This is a genomic window from Bradyrhizobium sp. CCBAU 11357 (assembly GCF_028128865.1).
Classification (GTDB): domain Bacteria; phylum Pseudomonadota; class Alphaproteobacteria; order Rhizobiales; family Xanthobacteraceae; genus Bradyrhizobium.
On the sequence record NZ_LBJW01000017.1, the window covers coordinates 158,703 to 179,221 of the forward strand.

Annotated in this window: 16 protein-coding genes; 10 read left to right on the forward strand and 6 right to left on the reverse strand. The window is 65.6% G+C overall.

The window, feature by feature from the left end; all coding sequences use genetic code 11:
• Nucleotides 1-78 precede the first annotated feature (78 nt).
• Nucleotides 79-1,245, forward strand: a complete 1,167-nt coding sequence (locus tag XI05_RS05785; protein WP_271499602.1) for an acyl-CoA dehydrogenase family protein — start codon at nt 79-81, stop codon at nt 1,243-1,245.
• Nucleotides 1,246-1,265: 20 nt separating this feature from the next.
• Here XI05_RS05785 and XI05_RS05790 read toward each other — a convergent pair whose 3' ends face one another.
• The 3 genes from XI05_RS05790 to XI05_RS05800 all read right to left on the reverse strand — a co-directional run bounded on the left by XI05_RS05790 (nt 1,266) and on the right by XI05_RS05800 (nt 4,156).
• A complete protein-coding gene (locus XI05_RS05790) occupies nt 1,266-2,840 on the reverse strand; it encodes an AMP-binding protein (RefSeq protein WP_271500579.1) in 1,575 nt (524 codons plus the stop codon).
• 33 nt (nt 2,841-2,873) lie between these two features.
• The gene (gene upp / locus XI05_RS05795; protein WP_172786898.1) at nt 2,874-3,509 is read right to left on the reverse strand and encodes a uracil phosphoribosyltransferase; all 636 of its coding nucleotides are present in this window, start codon (nt 3,507-3,509) and stop codon (nt 2,874-2,876) included.
• Between the two features lie 179 nt (nt 3,510-3,688).
• The gene (locus XI05_RS05800; RefSeq protein ID WP_271499604.1) at nt 3,689-4,156 is read right to left on the reverse strand and encodes a hypothetical protein; all 468 of its coding nucleotides are present in this window, start codon (nt 4,154-4,156) and stop codon (nt 3,689-3,691) included.
• A gap of 490 nt (nt 4,157-4,646) precedes the next feature.
• On the opposite strand from XI05_RS05800, the gene XI05_RS05805 reads away from it, so the two are divergent.
• The 7 genes from XI05_RS05805 to XI05_RS05835 all read left to right on the forward strand — a co-directional run bounded on the left by XI05_RS05805 (nt 4,647) and on the right by XI05_RS05835 (nt 13,079).
• Complete coding sequence (locus XI05_RS05805) at nt 4,647-4,853, forward strand: hypothetical protein (protein WP_271499607.1); 207 nt, start codon at nt 4,647-4,649, stop codon at nt 4,851-4,853.
• Nucleotides 4,854-4,864: 11 nt separating this feature from the next.
• Entirely contained in the window at nt 4,865-4,954 is a 90-nt protein-coding gene (locus tag XI05_RS05810) for a K(+)-transporting ATPase subunit F (RefSeq protein ID WP_035698142.1), read from the forward strand.
• A 113-nt stretch (nt 4,955-5,067) separates the two neighbouring features.
• Nucleotides 5,068-6,771, forward strand: a complete 1,704-nt coding sequence (kdpA, locus tag XI05_RS05815; RefSeq protein WP_271499610.1) for a potassium-transporting ATPase subunit KdpA — start codon at nt 5,068-5,070, stop codon at nt 6,769-6,771.
• A 26-nt stretch (nt 6,772-6,797) separates the two neighbouring features.
• A complete protein-coding gene (gene kdpB, locus XI05_RS05820) occupies nt 6,798-8,912 on the forward strand; it encodes a potassium-transporting ATPase subunit KdpB (RefSeq protein ID WP_271499613.1) in 2,115 nt (704 codons plus the stop codon).
• 111 nt (nt 8,913-9,023) lie between these two features.
• Nucleotides 9,024-9,629, forward strand: a complete 606-nt coding sequence (locus XI05_RS05825) for a K(+)-transporting ATPase subunit C (RefSeq protein WP_271499615.1) — start codon at nt 9,024-9,026, stop codon at nt 9,627-9,629.
• Nucleotides 9,630-9,669: 40 nt separating this feature from the next.
• Entirely contained in the window at nt 9,670-12,393 is a 2,724-nt protein-coding gene (locus XI05_RS05830) for a sensor histidine kinase (protein ID WP_271499618.1), read from the forward strand.
• The gene (locus XI05_RS05835; RefSeq protein WP_271499621.1) at nt 12,390-13,079 is read left to right on the forward strand and encodes a response regulator; all 690 of its coding nucleotides are present in this window, start codon (nt 12,390-12,392) and stop codon (nt 13,077-13,079) included. Before XI05_RS05830 ends, XI05_RS05835 begins: the two co-directional genes overlap by 4 nt.
• 170 nt (nt 13,080-13,249) lie before the next feature.
• Here XI05_RS05835 and ku read toward each other — a convergent pair whose 3' ends face one another.
• Nucleotides 13,250-14,128, reverse strand: coding sequence for a non-homologous end joining protein Ku (ku, locus tag XI05_RS05840; protein WP_271499623.1), 879 nt, complete (start codon nt 14,126-14,128; stop codon nt 13,250-13,252).
• 118 nt (nt 14,129-14,246) lie between these two features.
• On the opposite strand from ku, the gene ligD reads away from it, so the two are divergent.
• On the forward strand, nt 14,247-16,922 hold the full coding sequence (ligD, locus tag XI05_RS05845; protein WP_271500582.1) for a DNA ligase D: 2,676 nt from the start codon (nt 14,247-14,249) through the stop codon (nt 16,920-16,922).
• Between the two features lie 131 nt (nt 16,923-17,053).
• Here ligD and XI05_RS05850 read toward each other — a convergent pair whose 3' ends face one another.
• On the reverse strand, nt 17,054-17,218 hold the full coding sequence (locus XI05_RS05850) for a DUF3309 family protein (protein WP_008560028.1): 165 nt from the start codon (nt 17,216-17,218) through the stop codon (nt 17,054-17,056).
• 179 nt (nt 17,219-17,397) lie between these two features.
• On the opposite strand from XI05_RS05850, the gene XI05_RS05855 reads away from it, so the two are divergent.
• Complete coding sequence (locus XI05_RS05855; RefSeq protein ID WP_271499627.1) at nt 17,398-17,715, forward strand: polyhydroxyalkanoic acid system family protein; 318 nt, start codon at nt 17,398-17,400, stop codon at nt 17,713-17,715.
• 2 nt (nt 17,716-17,717) lie between these two features.
• On the opposite strand, the gene treY is transcribed toward XI05_RS05855, so the two are convergent.
• Nucleotides 17,718-20,519: a malto-oligosyltrehalose synthase gene (treY, locus tag XI05_RS05860; RefSeq protein WP_271499629.1), complete on the reverse strand. Its 2,802-nt coding sequence runs from the start codon at nt 20,517-20,519 to the stop codon at nt 17,718-17,720.

Genomic DNA, 20,519 nt, shown 5'->3' on the forward strand with positions numbered 1-20,519 from the left:
CACACTTCGCGGGCAAATTCACGTATCTGCATGCGGTTTTTCGAGCTAAAGAACGCTTGGCGAAGGGAGATCAAGGCCATGGATTTCGCGCTCACCGATCAGCAGGAAGCCATTCGCGACGCCATCGCCAAGATCTGCGAAGGCTTTCCCGACGCCTATTGGCTGAAGAAGGACCACGACGGCGGCTTCCCGCACGACTTCCACAAGGCGCTGGCGGATGCCGGCTGGCTCGGCATCTGCGTGCCCGAGGAATATGGTGGCTCCGGGCTCGGCATCACGGAAGCTGCGATCATGATGCGCACCATCGCCGAGTCGGGCGCCGGCATGTCCGGTGCCTCGGCGGTGCACATCAACGTGTTCGGATTGAACCCCGTCGTCGTGTTCGGGACCGAGGAGCAGCGCAGGCGCATGCTGCCGCCGATGGTCGATGGCCGCGAGAAGGCGTGCTTCGCCGTCACCGAGCCGAACACCGGCCTCAACACCACGCAGCTGAAGACCCGCGCGGTCGCCAAGAACGATCGCTATATCGTCAATGGTCAGAAGGTGTGGATCTCGACCGCGCAGGTCGCACACAAGATCCTGCTGCTGGCGCGCACCACGCCGCTGGAGGAGGTGCGCTCGCCCACCCATGGCCTCAGCCTGTTCTACACCGATTTCGACCGCAACAGGATCAAGGTCCACGAGATCGAGAAGATGGGCCGCAAGATCGTCGATTCCAACGAGCTGTTCTTCGAGGACTTCGAAATCCCGATGGAGGATCGCATCGGCGAAGAGGGCAAAGGCTTCCAGTACATCCTCGAAGGCATGAATCCGGAGCGCATCTTGATCGCGGCAGAAGCCGTTGGTCTGGGCAAGCTCGCGCTGTCGCGTGCGACCGAATACGCCAAGACGCGCGTCGTGTTCAACCGTCCGATCGGCAAGAATCAGGGCATCCAGCATCCGCTCGCGGTGAACTGGGTCGAGCTCGAAGCGGCCTGGCTGATGGTGATGTCGGCGGCCTGGCAATACGACAAGGGCATGCCCTGCGGCGCCGCTGCCAATGCCGCAAAATATCTGGCGGGCGAAGTGGGTTTCTCGGCCTGCGAGCAGGCGGTGATGACCCATGGCGGCTTCGGCTACGCCAAGGAATTCCACGTCGAGCGTTATTTGCGCGAGGTGCTGATCCCGCGCATTGCGCCGGTCAGCCCGCAGCTTGCGCTCAGCTTCATCGCGGAAAAGGTGCTGGGGCTCGCCAAATCGTACTGAACAAGTCGTACTGAACGGGTCTATTCGGCAGCGATCCGCTCCATCGCCATGGCGCGAAGCCTGGCGCGCTGGATCTTCACGCCGTTGGCGCTGTCGGTGACGGGGAAGGCGTCCACCACGTAGATCCGCGCCGGCACCTTGTAGGCGGCGAGCCGCTCGCGCAGACGCGCGATCAGCGTCTCCTGCATTGGTGGCTCCGTCGTCGGGATCACGAAGGCGACGCAGCGCGCCTGCCCCTTGAGATCGACTGCGACGACCTGGGCGTCGGCGACGCCGGCGCAGGATTTGAGCTCGTCCTCAATCTCGCCGGGCGCGACCAGGAAGCCGCCGAGCCGCATCGCATCGCCGGCGCGGGTCTCGTAGACGAACGACCCGTCGCCGCGCAGCCGGCCGATGTCGCCGGTGCGGAAGAAGCCGTCGGCGGTGATCGCCTCGCGCGTCGCCGCCGGATTGTTGAAGTAGCCGAGGAAGCGCGAGGGCGCGCTGATCTCGATCTCGCCGGAGACGCCACTGGCGGCGAGCTCGCCCGTCTCGACATCGCGCACGCGGACTTTCGCGTCGGGCGACATCGGCCAGCCGCCGCCCTCGATCCGATCGGCAAAGGCATCACTGGGGCGGCCGATCGAGAACAGCGCCTGCACCTCGCTCGAACCGTAGAGGCCGAACAGCTTCAGGCCGCGCGCCTCGGCTTCCGCAGCCAGCTCGCGCCAGCCGGGCTGAAACGCGGCGAAGCCGCAGACTTCGAGCTGCGGAAACGGGCGTGGCGCATCGGTGAGGGCGAGGATGCGCCGGAACATCTCGTCCGAGCCGAAGCAATGCGTGATCGGTTGCGTGCCGAGGATCTGCAGGGCTGGCGCGGCCTCGAAGGCATCGAGCACATGAATGGTTGCACCGGCTGCGAGGAAGCCGAGCAGGCTCGTCATGCCGAACGTGCCGCAGAACGGCAGCATGGCGAGCAGCGAATGACGCCGCGGATCGAGCTGGAGCGCGTGGGCGATGGAGACAGCGTGCGTCGCCAGCGTTCGCTGCGAATGCGCGACCAGCTTCGGCCCCTTGGTCGTGCCCGACGTCGTGTAGAGCAGCACGGGCAGGTCGACATCATCCTGGATCGGCGGAGGGGGCGGGTAGGGCGTCTCGAAGGCATCCAACCGCACGCAGGGCCAGTGCGCCGGCAGCGCATTTGCGCCGACCACCGCCAGCCGTTGCAGTGCGGGCACTTCGGCCTTGGCGACATCGGCGAGGATTGCAGCGAAGTCGATCGCGCGGAAGGCAGCCTCGACCACCATCAGCTTCGCGCCTGATAGTTTGAGCAGGTGCGCGACTTCCGCGCTGCGATAGCGCGTATTGACGGCGGCGACGATCGCGCCGAGCCGTGCGGCGGCGAACAACAGTGCGAGCCATTCGACCCGGTTGATCAGCCAGACCGCGACGACGTCGCCCTTGCCGATGCCTTGCGCCGCAAGCCAGGCGGCGGTCTGCTCGACCTTTACCGAGAACTCTGCGCGCGAGACGGGCTTGCCGTCGAAAACCAAGGCAGGATCGGCGGCGGTCTCGATCCGGAGCAGCGATTGCAGCGAGATGTCGTTGGCACTCATGGCCATCGGACTAACCCGGTCGCGCAAGCCTGTCTACTTGGTGCCGAACATCCGGTCGCCGGCATCGCCCAGGCCCGGCACGATGTAACCGTGATCGTTCAGCCGCTCGTCGATCGCCGCGGTCCAGATCGGCACGTCGGGGTGCTCGCTCTGGAACTTGGCGATGCCCTCGGGCGCGGCCAGAAGGCAGACGAAGCGGATGTCGCGGGCGCCGCGCGCCTTGAGCAGGGACGCGCCGGCGCAGGCCGAGTTGCCGGTCGCCAGCATCGGATCCATCAGGATCACGGTGCGGTCGGACAGGTCCTGCGGCGCCTTGAAGTAATATTCCACGGCCTGCAACGTCTCGGGGTCGCGGTAGAGCCCGATATGGGCGATGCGCGCCGAGGGCATCAGCGCCAGCATGCCGTCGAGGAAGCCGACGCCGGCGCGCAGGATCGGCGCCAGCGTGAGCTTCTTGCCGGCGATCTTCGGCGCCTGCATGGCCGCAATCGGCGTCTCGATCTCGACCAGCTCCAGCGGCAGGTCGCGCGTCACCTCGTAGCCGAGCAGCATTCCGATCTCGTTCAGGATCTCGCGGAAGCTCTTGGTCGAGCGGTCCTTCTCCCGCATCAGGGAGAGCTTGTGCTGGACCAGGGGGTGGGCGACGACATTGACGTTGCTGGTGCTCATGAAACCGCTCTACACGGTTCCGCGAAACTGCGCCAGATCGGCCGGTACTTTTAGGCAATGCCTTTTCCGCGGGATAGCCGGCCTCAACCGGGCATCGCGACTGCGCTGCGCGTTCGGCTGCTCGTTTCAAAGGCACGAGCTTGGCGAGACGGAGCGGAGCGTCGATCCGCCGGCACGGCCTAGCCGAAATTGTCGCAAGCGACCGGCTCGTAAAGCGGATCCAGCGCCGGGCGCACCGACGGAACGCTCGGCCGCGATACGTCGGCGGTCAGCGCCCGCACCTCGACGAATGCCGACAGCAGGGCGAGCGCGAGGTCGGCATGGCGCACCTCGACCGCGGCATCCAGCCAGTCCGGCAGCTCGCGCTCGCGCGACAGCGCGCAATGCCACTCGCCGTCATCGTAGGCGATGCGGCGGACCTGCCACATCGGCAGCTCCAGCGCCATCACAACCAGCGCGGCATCGGCCCATGCCTCGGCGTCGACCAGGCGCGTGAGGCGTGCGGTGCGCTCGCTGTCTCCGAGCGAGTGGATGCGCCGGCAGGCGTCGCCGATGATGTCGAGCATCAGCGGCCGCGTCGCCGCATGCGCCTTGCACAGCCGCTCGGCGAGCGAGGGGAGATCGAGCGGTTGGAGAGCGGCGGTCATGTCAGGCCTCCTGGAATTGGCGTCGGTCAGTCGGCCGGCCTCGCCAAGATGGCGGGAAGAGCATTTGAAAACGAGATGGGGATCGGGCGCGAGATATAGGGATTCCATAAGTGGAGGGTCTTCCGGGGCAGCGCGATCGTCCCTCGGCTTTCGTTCTCGCCAAAACCGCCCGCCGGGGAGCAGGGCTATCGCATATGGTGCGCGCGGTGCGGCGGCATCGGCACTGGGCTCCCTCCCCCGCTTGCGGGGGAGGGCTGGGGAGAGGGTGCTTCCGCGTCGGGATTGCTCGGGACTGCAGAAGATTTCCCCGCGTGGCGAGAGCCCTCACCCGCCGCGCTCTGCGAGCGCGTCGGCCTCTCTCGCAAGCGGGAGAGGCGGAGTAAGCCCGCGGACAATCCAGGTGAAATTCATATGCGATAGCCCTGCGCCGGGACGGGCCGGCCTTTATGAGATTCCTATAACGTCGCCATCGGCCTCATCTCGAAAACCTATGGGCGCGGTGGCACCTCAGCGCGGTGAAGTTTCCGGCCGTGCCGCGCTCGATCGCAGCAAGCGGCCCGCCGGGATCCAGAGACGGCTATGCCGGACATCGTCTCTCTCGAGGAGTATCGCCATGATGGACCTTTTGATGCTGGCGCTGGGCTTCGTCTTCTTTGCCCTCGCGATCGGCTACACCTATTCTTGCGAACGGCTGTGAGGGAGCGGACCATGATCTTCGATTATGCGCTCGCCGGCGCCGTTTCGTTCGGCCTCCTGATCTATCTCACCTATGCACTGCTGCGGCCCGAGCGGTTCTGACGCCGTGCTGCTGCTCGTCGAATTGCTGCTGGCCGACGCTGCGCTCGTCGCGGGCCTGCTCGCGCTGCTCCTGCCGCACTTGCGCCGGACCAAAAGCCTGAAGGGTTAATGCCATGACTGTAATCGGTTGGTTCCAGATCATTCTTTATTGCACGATCGTGGTTGCGCTGACCAAGCCGCTCGGCTGGTACATGACGTCCGTATTCAAGGGCGAGCGCACTTTCCTGTCGCCCGTTCTGCGCCCGATCGAGGCCGGCATCTATTGGATCTCCGGCGTCGACGAGAAGCGCGAGCAGCACTGGCTGACCTACACGGTCGCGATGCTGCTGTTCCATGTCGGCGGCTTCCTCATCATCTACGGCCTGTTGCGGCTGCAGGCCGTGCTTCCGTTCAATCCGGCCGGCCAGTCCGCGGCCGCCGAGGATCTGTCCTTCAATACCGCGATCTCCTTCATCACCAACACCAATTGGCAGAACTACGGCGGCGAAAGCACGCTGTCCTATCTGACCCAGATGGTCGGCCTGACGCACCAGAATTTCCTGTCGGCGGCCACCGGCATCGTGCTCGCGGTTGCCCTGATCCGTGGCTTTGCCCGCGCATCCATGCGCACGGTCGGCAACTTCTGGGTCGATGTGTCCCGCTGCACGCTCTACATCCTGCTGCCGATCTGCGTCGTGTTCACGCTGTTCCTGGTCTGGCAGGGCATGCCGCAAACGCTTGGAGACTACGTCGAAGCGACCACGCTCGAGGGCGCCAAGCAGACCATCGCGGTCGGCCCGGTCGCCTCGCAGGTCGCGATCAAGATGTTAGGGACCAACGGCGGCGGCTTCTTCAATGCCAACGCTGCGCATCCTTTCGAGAACCCGACCGCGCTGTCAAATTTCGTGCAGATGCTGTCGATCTTCCTGATCGGCGCAGCCATGACCAACGTGTTCGGCCGTATGGTCGGCAACCAGCGCCAGGGCTGGGCGATCCTCGCCGTGATGGGCGTGCTGTTCGTCGCCGGCGTCGCTGTCACCTATTGGGCGGAAGCCAATGGCACCTCGACGCTCCAGGCGTTGGGCCTGACCGGCGGCAACATGGAAGGCAAGGAGGTCCGCTTCGGCATCGTCGCCTCCTCGCTGTTCGCCGTGATCACGACGGCGGCGTCCTGCGGCGCGGTCAACGCCATGCATGACAGCTTCACCGCGCTCGGCGGCATGATCCCGCTGATCAACATGCAGCTCGGTGAGATCATCATCGGCGGCGTCGGCGCCGGCCTCTACGGCATGCTGCTGTTCGTCGTGCTCGCGATCTTCGTCGCTGGCCTGATGGTCGGGCGCACGCCGGAATATGTCGGCAAGAAGATCGAGGCGCGCGAGGTCAAGATGGCGATGCTCGCAATCCTGGTGCTGCCGCTGATGTATCTCGGCTGGACCGCGGTCGGCGTAGTCTATCCGGCTGCTGTCGCCTCGATGGCGAATGCCGGCCCGCACGGCTTCACCGAGGTGCTCTACGCCTTCACCTCGGCGACCGGCAACAACGGCTCGGCCTTCGCGGGCCTCACCGGCAACACCTTCTTCTACAACCTCACGCTCGCATCCGCGATGTTCGTCGGCCGCTTCTTCATGATCATCCCGGCGATGGCGATTGCGGGATCGCTCGCGGCCAAGAAGTCGATTCCGCCGTCGGCGGGTACGTTCCCGACCACCGGCGGGCTGTTCGTCGGCCTCGTCGTCGGCGTGATCCTGATCATCGGCGGTCTCACCTTCTTCCCGGCGCTCGCGCTCGGCCCGATCGTCGAGCATCTCGCGATGAACGCCGGCCAAGTGTTCTGACTTCTGATTGGTTTGGAGTGACCTCCATGGAAACGATGAAACTGCAAAAGCGCGCGCCGATGTCGGCAATGCTCGATCCAAAGATCGTGATGCCGGCGATCCGGGGCTCCTTCACCAAGCTCGATCCGCGGCTGATGGTGAAGAATCCCGTGATGTTCGTGGTCGAGATCGTGGCCGCGCTCACCACCGTGATCTTCCTGCGCGATGTTGTCACGGGTGGTGCCGGCCTGGGCTTCACCTTCCAGATCATCCTCTGGCTCTGGTTCACGGTGCTGTTCGCCAATTTCGCTGAAGCCGTTGCGGAAGGCCGCGGCAAGGCGCAGGCCGAATCGCTGCGCAAGACCCGCACCGAGAGCCAGGCCAAGCTTTTGACCGGCGCCGGCCAGGCTTTCAAGCTGGTGCCGGGCACCAGCCTGAAGGTCGGCGACATCGTGCTGGTCGAAGCCGGCGACACCATTCCGTCCGACGGCGAGGTGATCGAGGGCGTCGCCTCTGTCAACGAGGCCGCCATTACCGGCGAGTCCGCGCCCGTGATCCGCGAATCCGGCGGCGACCGTTCGGCGGTGACCGGCGGCACGCAGGTGCTGTCGGACTTGATCCGCGTCCGCATCACCGCAGCCCAGGGCTCGACCTTCATCGACCGCATGATCAAGCTGGTCGAGGGCGCCGAGCGGCAGAAGACGCCGAACGAGATCGCGCTCAACATCCTGCTCGCCGGCCTCACCATCATCTTCGTGTTCGCCACCGTCACCATTCCGAGCTACGCGGCCTATGCCGGCGGCTCGATCTCGGTGGTCGTGCTGGTGGCTCTGTTCGTGACGCTGATCCCGACCACGATTGGCGCGCTGTTGTCCGCGATCGGCATCGCCGGCATGGACCGCCTGGTGCGCTTCAACGTGCTGGCGATGTCGGGCCGTGCGGTCGAGGCCGCCGGCGACGTCGACACGCTGCTGCTCGACAAGACCGGCACCATCACGCTCGGCAACCGGCAGGCGACCGCGTTCCGTCCCGTTCGCGGCGTGACCGAGCAGGAGCTGGCGGATGCCGCCCAGCTCGCCTCGCTCGCGGACGAGACGCCGGAAGGCCGCTCCATCGTCGTGCTGGCCAAGGAGAAATACGGCATCCGCGGCCGCGACATGGCCGAGCTGGGGGCCACCTTTATCCCGTTCACGGCGCAGACCCGCATGAGCGGCGTCGATGCCGGCGGCTCGTCGGTGCGCAAGGGTGCGGTCGATGCCATGCTCAACTATGTCGGTGGCGGCGCGCCGCTGGCGATTGCCTCCGGCAACGCCGCGCGCGCCCTTCAGCCCGGCGGGCTTTCCGAGGTCGGCCGCGAGATCCAGACCATTGCCGACGAAATCTCGAAGGCCGGCGGCACGCCGCTTGCGGTTGCGAAAGACGGCAAGTTGCTCGGCGTCGTCCAGCTCAAGGACATCGTCAAGGGCGGCATCCGCGAGCGCTTCGCCGAGCTCCGCCGTATGGGCATCCGCACCATCATGATCACCGGCGACAACCCGATGACGGCCGCTGCCATCGCGGCGGAAGCCGGCGTCGACGATTTCCTGGCGCAGGCAACGCCTGAGGACAAGCTCAAGCTGATCCGCGACGAGCAGGCCAAGGGCAAGCTGGTGGCGATGTGCGGCGACGGCACCAACGACGCGCCGGCGCTCGCCCAGGCCGATGTCGGCGTCGCCATGAACACCGGCACCCAGGCCGCCCGCGAGGCCGGCAACATGGTCGACCTCGACTCCAACCCGACCAAGCTGATCGAGGTGGTCGAGATCGGCAAGCAGCTCCTGATGACGCGCGGTGCGCTGACGACGTTCTCGATTGCCAACGACGTCGCCAAGTATTTTGCGATCATCCCGGCGATGTTCCTGGCGTTCTACCCGCAACTGAACGTGCTCAACGTCATGAACCTGTCGAGCCCGCAGAGCGCCATCCTGTCGGCGATCATCTTCAACGCGCTGATCATCATCGCGCTGATCCCGCTCGCGCTGAAGGGCGTCGCCTACCGCGCCGTCGGCGCCGGCGCGCTGCTCCGCCGCAACCTCCTGATCTACGGGCTCGGCGGCATCGTCATTCCGTTCATCGGCATCAAGGTGATCGACCTCGCGGTGACCGCCTTGCACTTGGCTTGAATCCGTCATTGCGAGCGAAGCGAAGCAATCCAGAACTATCTCCGCGGTTGATAGCCTGGATTGCTTCGTCGCTTCGCTCCTCGCAATGACGGGAGAAATTTGGAGAAAGACATGCTCAGAGAAATCCGCCCCGCCATCGTCCTGCTGCTGGCGCTCACCGCCATCACCGGGCTTGCCTATCCGCTCGCCATGACCGGCATTGCCGGCGCGCTGTTTCCCGTACAGGCGCAAGGCAGCCTGATCGAGAAGGACGGCAAGGTGATCGGCTCCGCCCTGATCGGGCAGGAGTTCAAAGACGACAAATATTTCCGCGGCCGCCCCTCGGCGACGCTGGCGCCGGACCCGAAGGACTCGACCAAGACGGTGCCCGCGCCCTACAACGCCGCCAATTCGGGCGGCTCCAATCTCGGCCCGACCAGCAAGGCATTGGCCGACCGGCTGAAGGAGGATGTGGACAAGCTCAGGAGCGAAAATCCGAACGCCGCCGTGCCGGTCGACCTGGTGACGACGTCGGCCAGCGGCCTCGACCCGGACATCTCGCCGGAAGCGGCGCAATTCCAGGTGCCGCGCGTGGCGAAGGCACGGAATCTGCCTGAGGATCAGGTCAAGCAGCTTGTGACGGCCAGCACCGAAGGCCGCCTGCTCGGCCTGCTCGGCGAGCCCAGGGTTAACGTTCTGGCGCTGAATCTCGCGCTCGATCGCATGGCTGCGAAGTAGCCGTCTAGGCTCGCAGTGTGGGGGTGATTATACTGGCAAGATGGTCCGAGAGCGCCGCGATCCCGAACAACGTCCGTCCCCGGAGGCCCTGCTGGAAGCGGCGCGCCGCGAGGAGAGCGCGAGCGGCAGGCTGAAGATCTTCGTCGGCGCCGCTCCCGGCGTCGGCAAGACCTACGAGATGCTGCAAAGCGCGCATGCCAAGCGCAAGGCCGGCATCGATGTCGTGGTCGGCTTCGTCGAGACCCATGGCCGCGCCGAGACCGAGGCGCTGGTGCGCGGCCTCGAAGTGGTCCCGCGCAAGAGGCTGGACTACCGCGGCCAGATCGTCGAGGAGATGGACCTCGACGCGGTGATCGCGCGGCGGCCGCAGATTGCGCTGGTCGACGAGCTCGCCCACACCAATGCGCCCCTTTGCCGCCATCCCAAGCGCTATCTCGACGTCGAGGAGCTGCTCTCGCACGGCATCGACGTCTACACCGCCGTCAACATCCAGCACATCGAGAGCCTGAACGACGTCGTTGCGCAGATCACCCATATCAGGGTGCGCGAGACCGTGCCGGATTCGGTGTTTGACCGCGCCGACGCCATCGAGCTGATCGACCTCACGCCCGACGACCTGATCCAGCGGCTGAAGGAGGGCAAGGTCTATGTGCCCAAGCAGGCCGAGCGGGCGCTGGAGCATTATTTCTCGCCGGGCAACCTCACGGCGCTGCGTGAGCTCGCCCTGCGCCGCACCGCCGAGCGGGTCGACGAGCAGCTGCTCAACCACATGCAGGCGAATGCGATTCCCGGGCCCTGGGCCGCGGGTGAGCGCATCCTGGTCTGCGTCAGCGAGGATCCGCGCGCGGCCGGCCTCGTGCGCTACACCAAGCGGCTGGCCGACCGGCTCCATGCGCCGTTCACCGCGATCTCGATCGAGACGCGGCGATCGCTGCAATTGTCCGACGAGGAGCGGGATCGGCTGGCCGACACGTTGCGGCTCGCGGAATCGCTCGGCGGCGAGGCGCTGACCATTCCCGCCGTCGGCCGCCGCATCGCCGACGACGTCGTCAATTTCGCGCAAGGCAACAACGTCACCCAGATCGTGATCGGCAAGTCGACGCGCTCGCGCTGGTTCGAGATGACGCGCGGCTCCGTCGTGCACGATCTGGTGCGCCGCGCGGGCAATATCAGCGTTCACGTCATCCCCGGCAACGAGCTTTCCGGAGAGGCCGCGCCCAAGATGGCGGTGCAGACCGCCGCACGATCCGAGCCGTTCGATCCCTTGCCTTATCTCAAGGCGCTTGGAATCGTGCTTGTGGGTCTCGGCGCGGCCAAGTTGATCCAGCCTTATTTCGGCATTGAGAACGTCGACCTGGTGCTGCTGACCGCGGTGGTCGCGGTGGCCGTGCGCTACGGCCTGTGGCCGTCGCTGCTGGCGACCGTCGCGGCCTCGCTGTCCTACAATTTCTTCTTCCTGCCGCCGATCTACACCTTCACGATCACCGACCCGACCAATGTCGCCGCCTTCGTGCTGTTCCTGGTGGTGGCGATGATCGTCTCCAATGTCGCGGCGCGCGTGCGCATCCAGGCCGACACCGCGATCGGCCGGATCAGGATGACCGAGCAGCTCTATGCCTTCAGCCGCAAGCTCGCCGGCACTGCAACGCTCGACGACGTCTTGTGGGCGAGTGCCTACCAGATCGCATTGATGCTCAAGGTGCGCGTGGTGCTGCTGTTGCCGGATGAAGGCTTGCTCACGGTGAAATCAGGCTATCCGCCCGAGGACGAGCTCGACCAGGCCGACCTTGCCGCCGCAAACTGGGCGTGGAGCAACGATCGCCCCGCCGGCCGCGGCTCGGACACCTTGCCGGGCGCCAAGCGGCTGTTCCTGCCGATGCGCACCGGGCGCGGCCCGATCGGCGTGATCGGCATCGACGACGACCGCACCGGCCCGCTGCTGACGCCGGACCAGCGCCGCCTCCTCGACGCGCTGGTCGACCAGGGCGCGCTCGCGATCGAGCGCGTGCTGCTGGTCGAGGACATGGACCGCGTCAAGCGCACCGTCGAATCCGAGCGGCTGCGCTCGGCACTGTTGACCTCGATCTCGCACGATCTGAAGACGCCGCTGGCGTCGGTGTTGGGCGCAGCCTCGACCATGCGCGATCTCGCCGGTGCGCTCTCCGACACCGAGAAGCGCGACCTGCTCGCCACCGTGATCGACGAATCCGAGCGACTCAACCGCTTCATCGCCAATCTGCTCGACATGACCAAGCTCGAATCCGGCGCGATCGTGCCCAACACGGCGCTGCACGATCTCAGCGAAATCGTGGGCAGCGCGCTGCGGCGCGCCAGCAAGATCCTCAGCCGCCACAAGGTCGAACTGCTGCTGGCCGCCGATCTGCCGATGCTCCAACTCGATGCCGTGCTGTTCGAGCAGGTGCTGTTCAATCTGCTCGACAACGCCGCCAAGTACGCGCCGCCGGAGACCACGATCTCGATCCGTGCCCGGCGCGACAGTACTCATGTCGTGCTCGAGGTTGCCGACGAGGGCGCCGGCATTCCAGCGGGCGAGCTCGAGAGCGTGTTCGACAAGTTCTATCGCGTGCAGAAGGGCGATCACGTCCGCCCCGGCACCGGGCTCGGGCTTGCCATCTCGCGCGGCTTCGTCGAGGCGATGCACGGCACGATCTCCGCTGCCAATCGCAGCGAGCGGAGCGGTGCGGTCCTCACCATTCGCCTGCCGATTCCGGCAGAGAGCCTCGCATTGGATACCGCCGCATGAGCGCTGCTCCGATCAAGGTCCTGGTCATCGACGACGAGCCGCCGATCCGCAAATTGCTGCGGCTGGGGCTGACGACGCAGGGCTATGACATCCTGGAAGCGCCGAACGGCAAGACGGCGCTGGAGAAGCTCGACGAGGAGCCGGCGCTGATCATCCTCGATCTCGGGCTGCCCGACGTTCAGGGCCATGAGCTGCTCCGCACCATCCGCACGCGCAACGAAGGCGTGCCGATCGTGGTGCTGTCGAGCCGCGGCGACGAAGCCGGCAAGGTCGAGGCGCTCGATCTCGGCGCCGACGACTATCTGACCAAGCCGTTCGGCATGGAGGAGCTGCTGGCGCGCATGCGCGCGGCGCTTCGCCACCAGCTTCAGGTCAAGGGTGAACGTCCGGTGTTCCGCACCGGCGATCTCTCGGTCGATCTCGTCCGCCGCATCGTCAAGATCGGGGATCGCGACGTCAAGCTCTCGCCGAAGGAATATGACCTGTTGCGCGTGCTGGTGCAGCACGCCGGCAAGGTGCTCACCCACCGCTTCCTGCTGAAGGAGCTGTGGGACGAACTGACCGATGCGCAATATCTGCGCGTCTATGTCCGCCAGCTCCGCCAGAAGATCGAAGCCGATCCGGAGCGGCCGCAATACGTGCTGACGGAGACGGGGATCGGGTATCGGCTGAAGGCGGGGGATTGATCACTGCTGTCCTTTCCGGCGCGCGCGTCAGTCGATGCTCATCCTATGGAGCTGTAGGGTGGGCAAAGCGAAGCGTGCCCACCATCCGTCGCCATCATGGAAAGTTGGTGGGCACGGCGCGTTGCGCCTTTGCCCACCCTACGACATCGAGGGCTAGTCGGGGAGGCTCCTCAACCCGCCTTCCTGTGCCGCGCCGTTGACCGATGTGTTTTCCTCGGCGCGCGGTGTCGCCCGGTCGCGCGGCGCGCATGCGACTTCGCCGCCGTCTTCTTGCCGCCCTTCAGGCTCCGCTTCAGCGCGTCCATCAGGCTGACGACGTTGCTCGGCCGTTCCTCGGGCTCGGGCAGCTCGATCTTCTTGCCGCTGGCCTTGCGCTTCACCAGGGCCTTCAGCGCGTCCTCGTATTCGTCCTTGAACTTTCTGGGGTCGAAATGCGCCGCCTTGGTCTGCAAGATGTGACCGGCGAGCTCGACCATGTCCTTGGTGATCTTCGGGCTCTTGATGTCGTCGAAGAACTGGTCCTCCTCGCGCAGCTCGTAAGGAAAGCGCAGCGTGGTGCCGAGCAGACCCTTGCCGAGCGGCTCGATCGCCATGACGTGCTCGCGGTTGGTCAGAACGATCTTGGCCAGCGCGACGCGCTCCTGGTCCTTCATCGCGTCGCGAATCACCGCGAACGCATCGACCGCCGCCTTGCCGTCGGGCGCGATGTAATAGGGATGGTTGAGGTAGCGCTGGTCGATCTCCTCGCGCGGCACGAAGCTCTCGATGTCGATGGTATGGTTACTCTCGATTTGGACCGCCTCGAGCTCCTCCGGCTCGATCTCGACGTACTTGCCCTTGCGCAGCTCGTAGCCGCGGCCCTTCTGGTCGCTCTCGACGACGTCACCGGTCTCGGAATCGATCATCTGCTGCTTGAGCCGGTTCCCGGTCTCGCGGTTGATCAGGTGAAAGCGCGTCTTCTCGGCCGCGGTGGTCGCCGGATAAAGCACGACCGGGCAACTGACCAGCGACAGCTTCAACGTTCCCTTCCAATAGGCGCGCGGGGCCATTCCATTCTCCAGCGTTTTCAAGGCCTTTTGGAACCCCAACCGTCCCATCGGGTTTTGGTTCCGGGCGGGACTTTCGCCGTGATAGGCTTTGAGTGCCGAACGAGAAGCGGGACCGGTCGTGCTGCAAAAACTCTCCACCTACCGACAGAAACGCGACTTCGAGAAAACGCCGGAGCCATCGGGCAAGTCCGCCGTGGCGCCCTCGAAACAGCGGCGCTTCGTGATCCAGAAGCATGATGCGAGCCGGCTGCATTACGATCTCAGGCTCGAATTCGACGGCGTGTTCAAGTCGTGGGCGGTGACGAAGGGGCCTTCGCTCGATCCCCACGACAAGCGGCTGGCGGTCGAGGTCGAGGACCATCCGCTCGATTATGGCGATTTCGAAGGCACGATTCCGGAAGGCCAATACGGCGGCGGCACCGTGATGCTGTGGGACCGCGGCACCTGGGAATCGGACGATCCGGAAGCCGGCTTGAAGAAGGGCGATCTGAAGTTCACCCTCCATGGCGACAAGCTGCAGGGCAGCTGGGTCCTGGTGCGGATGCGCAACCGCGGCGGCGAGAAGCGGACCAACTGGCTCCTGATCAAGCATCGTGACGAAGATGCTCGCGAAGGTGCGGACAACGACATTCTCGAGCAGGACAAGTCTGTTGCCTCCGGCCGCACCATGGAGCAGATCGCCGCGGGCAAGGGCCGCGCGCCGAAGCCGTTCATGCTGGCCAAGGGCACCAAGGGCAAGGCCGACGCAGTCTGGCAGTCCAATCGTGCCGAAGAGACGAAAGGGCGCACGGTGAAGCCGGCGCCGCGTACCGCGTTGAAGGCCGGCAAGGCGGCGAAGACAAGTGCCACGACCGCGACGAGCGCCAAGAAGGTGTCGGAGATGCCGGATTTCGTTGCGCCGCAGCTCTGCACGCTGGTCGAGCGGCCGCCCGGAGACGAGGGCTGGTGCCACGAGATCAAGTTCGACGGCTATCGCGTTCAGCTCCGGGTCGAGGACGGCGAGGCGACGCTGAAGACCCGCAAGGGTCTCGACTGGACGAGCAAGTTCGCTTCCATCGCCGAGGAGGCCGCCGCGCTGCCGGACGTGATGATCGACGGCGAGATCGTCGCGCTCGACCATGACGGTGCGCCGAACTTCTCCTCGCTGCAAGCAGCCCTGTCCGACGGCAAGACCGACGACTTGATCTTCTTCGCTTTCGATCTGCTTTTCGCGGAGAACGAGGATTACCGCCGGCTGCCGCTCAGCGAACGCAAGGCCCGGCTGAAGCAGCTGCTGGGCCAGCGCAAGCGGAAATCGACCCAGCTCCGCTATGTCGAACATTTCGAGAGCGGCGGCGATGCCGTGCTGCAATCGGCCTGCAAGCTCGAGCTCGAAGGCGTGGTGTCGAAGAAGCTGAACGCGCCCTATCGCTCCGGCCGCACCGAGAGCTGGGTCAAGTCGAAATGCCGCGCCGGCCACGAGGTGGTGATCGGCGGCTACAAGACCACCAACGGCAAATTCCGCTCGCTGATGGCAGGCGTGCAGCGCGGCGATCATCTCGCCTTTGTCGGCATGGTCGGCACCGGCTTTGGCGCGGACAAGATCAAGCGCATCATGCCGGTGCTGAAGGCGATGGAGAGCAAGGAAAGCCCGTTCGGCGGCAAGAACGCGCCGAAGAAGACGCGGGACGTGCATTGGCTGAAGCCGGAGCTCGTCGCCGAGATCGAGTTCGCGGGCTTCACGGCCGACGGCAATATTCGCCAGGCGGCGTTCAAAGGCTTGCGGCAGGACAAGCCGGCCGAGGAAGTCCAGGCCGAGACGCCCGTCGATACCGAGCTCGCCGAGCCCCGGGGCAAGAAGGCGGCGCGCACGAAGGCGGGCGGGCGAGCGAAGCAGGCCGCTGCAAATGCCGAGGTCATGGGCGTCGTCATCTCGAAGCCGGACAAGGAGCTCTGGCCGGACGACGGCGATGGTGGCGTCGTCACCAAGCTGGACCTTGCCCGCTATCTCGAAGCCGTCGGCGAATGGATGATCGTGCATCTCAAGGGCCGGCCGTGCTCGCTGATCCGCGCGCCCGACGGCATCAAGGGCGAGTGCTTCTTCCAGCGCCATGCGATGCAGGGAACGTCGAACCTTCTGGAGCTCGCGCGGGTCTCCGGCGACCGCAAGCCCTATCTTCAGATCGACCGGATCGAAGGGCTCGCCGCGGTGGCGCAGATCGGCGGCGTCGAGCTGCATCCCTGGAACTGCGCGCCCTATGCCTACGACACCCCGGGCCGGCTGGTGTTCGACCTCGATCCCGCGCCCGACGTCGACTTCGCCGACGTCGTCGAGGCGGCCAAGGAGATGCGGCAGCGGCTCGCCGACATCGGCATGGACAGCTTCTGCAAGACCACGGGCGGCAAGGGCCTGCATGTCGTGGTGCCGCTGCTTCATGGCGCGCGCGACAGGGTGAGCTGGAAGGAGGCCAAGGCGTTTGCGCAAGGCGTCTGCCAGTGGATGGCCGACGATGATCCCGAACGCTATCTGCTCAACATGTCGAAGAAGCTGCGCAAGGGAAAGATCTTCCTGGATTATCTGCGCAACGACCGCATGTCGACGGCGGTGGCCCCGTTGTCGCCGCGAGCGCGTGCCGGGGCCACGGTCTCGATGCCGCTGACCTGGGCGCAGGTGAAGAGCGATCTCGATCCCAAGCGATACACGCTACGCACCGTGCCGGCGCTGCTGGCGCGCTCGAAGGCGTGGGAGGGTTATGACGATGCCGCCGCATCGATCAAGGCGGCGATGAAAAAGCTGGCAGGGAAGGTGAAGTAGGTCTGTCGCTGTTGCCACGAAGGCGGGTCTCGTAGGGTGGGCAAAGCGAAGCGTGCCCACCACCTGCTTTCGCTCGAGCGAAGAGGTGGGCACGGCGCGTTGCGCCTTTGCCCACCCTACGGAATCTCGTACTAGATCCGGCCCATCAGCAGCAGGATCAGCAGAATGACGATGACAAGCCCGAGGCCGCCGCCGCCGTAATAGCCGGTGCCGTAGAACGGCCCGCCGCCGATACCGCTGAAGCCGCCGAGCAGGGCGATGATCAGGATGATCAGAATGATCGTGCCGATTGACATGCGAATCTCCTCCACCCCTTTGTTCAAAGGGTCGTTGCACCTGTCCCTTATGCGAGGGCAACTTGCCGCAGGTTTTAAAGTTCCGGCCTTGCAACGTAGGCTCCGACGCCACATGCATGGAACTTTTGCCCTGCCATCGGGCATGATGGAATGAGGATCAGTCAGCAGGGGCCATGGCCATGTCAGCACCGCTTGTCGTCTCAATTCCGCATCGTCTCGGCCGAGAAGAGGCCGTGCGCCGGCTGAAGACTGGGCTTGGCCGCGCCGCAGCAAGCATTCCCGTGATGCAGGTCGAGGAGGAACGCTGGAGCGGCGACACTATGGCCTTCCGCATCCGCGCGCTCGGCCAGGTCGCGACAGGGCAGGTCGATGTCGGCGACGATCAGGTCCGGGTCGAGGTGGTGCTGCCCTGGCTGTTGCAGCGCTTTGCCGAGATGGCGCAGGCCACGATCAGGAAGCGCGGCCAATTGCTGCTGACCAAGGACGGGGGCAAGTGACCTCAGGCGCGCACGCGTTGCCGCGGCGCCCTGACCGCATTCGCGGTTCGGGCCGCGATGACCGAGGCAGGACAGTCGTGGAAGGCCTGCGCGAGCGGCAAGTCGTTGCCCGCAAGGCCCGGCACTGAATAGCCCGTGATGTCGATGGTGGCGTCAATACCTTCCGGTGCGGGCCATTCCCGGCCTGCTTGGCTGAACGGCGCGAAATGACGCCCGGCCACGACGATCGCGGCGGCGCGGCCATGACGGCGCGCGAAGGCGATGACATGGTCGGCATGGGCACCTCGTACCTCCAGCGGCTGGTAGTCGCCCTGCGCGAAGACGTCGCCAAGCTCGTTGCGCAGCTTGAGCAGATGCCGCGTCCAGGCCAGCTTGAGCTTGCCGTCCGGCCAGCTCCCGATCAGGTCGCTCCAATCCGGCGCTTCCAATGATGTCAGCGCCGCATGGCGCGCGGCGAAATCGACCGGGCGGCGGTTGTCGGGATCGACCAGCGACAGGTCCCAGAATTCGGTGCCTTGATAGAAGTCCGGCACGCCCGGCAGCGTCGCCTTGAGCGTGAGCTGGCTCAGCGAGTTCAACGTGCCGAGCAGCGCGACGCGGCGCGCGAGCGTCTGCAACGCCTGGAGGAATTCCGCGGACTGATCAGGGTCGAGGATCTTCGCGATGAAGTCGCGGATGCCGTTCTCATAGGCTTCATGCGGGTTGAGCCAGCTCGTCTCCTCCTTGCCCTCGCGCGCAGCCTTGAGGGCATAAGCCTGGATGCGCTCGACCAAGGCGGCATCGGCCGGCGCTTGAATTGGCCAGACTCCGAGCAGGGTCTGGTAGAGCATGTATTCGAACGTTGCCGACGGCGCGCGGAAATTGCCGTGGAGCGTGAGATGCGGTGCGTTCAGCACCTTCCAGCGCGCCACCGCGCTGGTCCATTCACCGGGAATCTCGCTGAGCGCCGCGATGCGCGTGCGCGCATCCTCCCCACGCTTGGTGTCGTGGGTGGCGGTTGCCGTCATGCCTTGCGGCCATTCCCTGGCGCGAGCCTGCATGGCTTGATGGAACGCGGGAATGCTGAGGCCGGTGCTTGAGGGATCGCCGCCGACCTCGTTCAACGCGAGCAGCCGGTGGAACTGATAGAACGCGGTGTCCTCCAGCGACTTCGCCATCATCGGCCCGGTGAATTGCTGCACCTTCAGCGCGAAGCGGCGCACGCGCGGGGCGCTGTGCGGCGGACGGCCGGGCTTGAGCAGGTCCATGGTCAAGGCATCGCGCAGGAAGTCGAAAATGCCTTCGTCGGCGGCGAACCAGTCCCGGCGGGCGCGCGCGATGGTGTCGTCGATCAGCTTGCGGTCCGGTGCCGTCGGGCCGCCATGCGTCAGATAGGTGCGATAGACCGGGAAATGCAGCACATAGAGCTCGAGCGCCTGGCGCAGGCTGTCGGCCGAGAAGTCCCGCGTCGAATAATGCCCGTTGGCGATGCGCGCGAGCAGGCGGGTCAGCACGGTGAATTCGCTGGTCAGTAGCGTCTCGAGCACGCGCCGCTTGGCGTCCTTGACGTAAGGCACAAGCCGCGGCGGCCGGTTGCTGATCTGCCGCCAGGTCTCGTCCAGCGCCTCCAGCCCCCTGGGATCGATCAGCACGTGGGTGATGACATTCATCCACTCGTAGCCGGTGGTGCCCTGGACACCGGCGAAATGCGGCAGGCGCTCGTGCTCACACAGGATCTTCTCGACCACCGTATAGAACGGCTTTGTGTTGCCTTGGGCGGTGTTGCCCTGGGCGTCGCGCACCAGCCGGCGCAATCGCTGGCAATATTGGGCGGGGTCGCGCAGGCCGTCGATGTGATCGAGCCGGATTCCCTGCAATTTGCCGTCGGCGATGAGCTGCTTCACCAGCCGGTGCGTGGCGGCAAATGTGCTCGCGTCCTCGACGCGCAGGCCGGCGAGGCCGTTGACGTCGAAGAAGCGGCGATAATTGATGTCGCTGGAGGCAAGCCGCCAGTGCCCGAGCTTGTAGTGCTGGCGCTCCAGGAGATGATGCAGCGTCAGCGTCTGGGCCGGGCGGTCCTTGCCGGCGCGATAGGCGGCAAGGCCGCGCTTGATGATGTCGGCGGCGCCTGCGATCTCCTTGAGCTCGGCCTTGAAGCCGGGTGCTTCCTTGCGATTGGGACGCCGCAGCCCCGTGTAACGGGTCGCGAGCGACAGCAGGCGCTTGCCGGGCTCCGTTTCCGCCGCGTCCGCCTCCTTGACGACCATCCGCAGCATCTCGCCGTAGCGCTCCGGCGCGATGGGCAGGCGGTGCTCGAAATACCAGGCGGAGAAACTTCCATCATCCGGGTCGTAGCGCAGCTCGATGTCGCCGCGCTCCAGCGCCTCGCCGTAGGACGAGCCGAGGATCGGCAGCAGCACGCCGCCGCGGGCGCGGTAGGCCAGCTGGTCCCAGTCGATGTCGAAGGAGGCGGCGTGCGGCGAGGCCTGGCCCCATTCCAGCACGTCGAGCCACCAGGGATTGTCGGCAAAATGCACGCCGACATGGTTGGGGACGAAATCGATGATGAGCCCGAGATCGTGCTGCTGAAGCGCCTCGCTCAGCCGCGCAAAGCCGGCTTCGCCGCCGAGTTCGGGATTGAACTGGCCGTGGTCGACGGTGTCGTAGCCATGGGCCGAGCCCTTGCGGGCCTTCATCACCGGTGAGGCGTAGAGATGCGTGATGCCAAGCGCCTTGAGGTAAGGAACGACGGCGGCAGCCTTGTCGAAGTCGAAATCTGCGGTGAGCTGGAGCCGGTAGGTCGCGAGCGGAATGGCGGGAGGCAT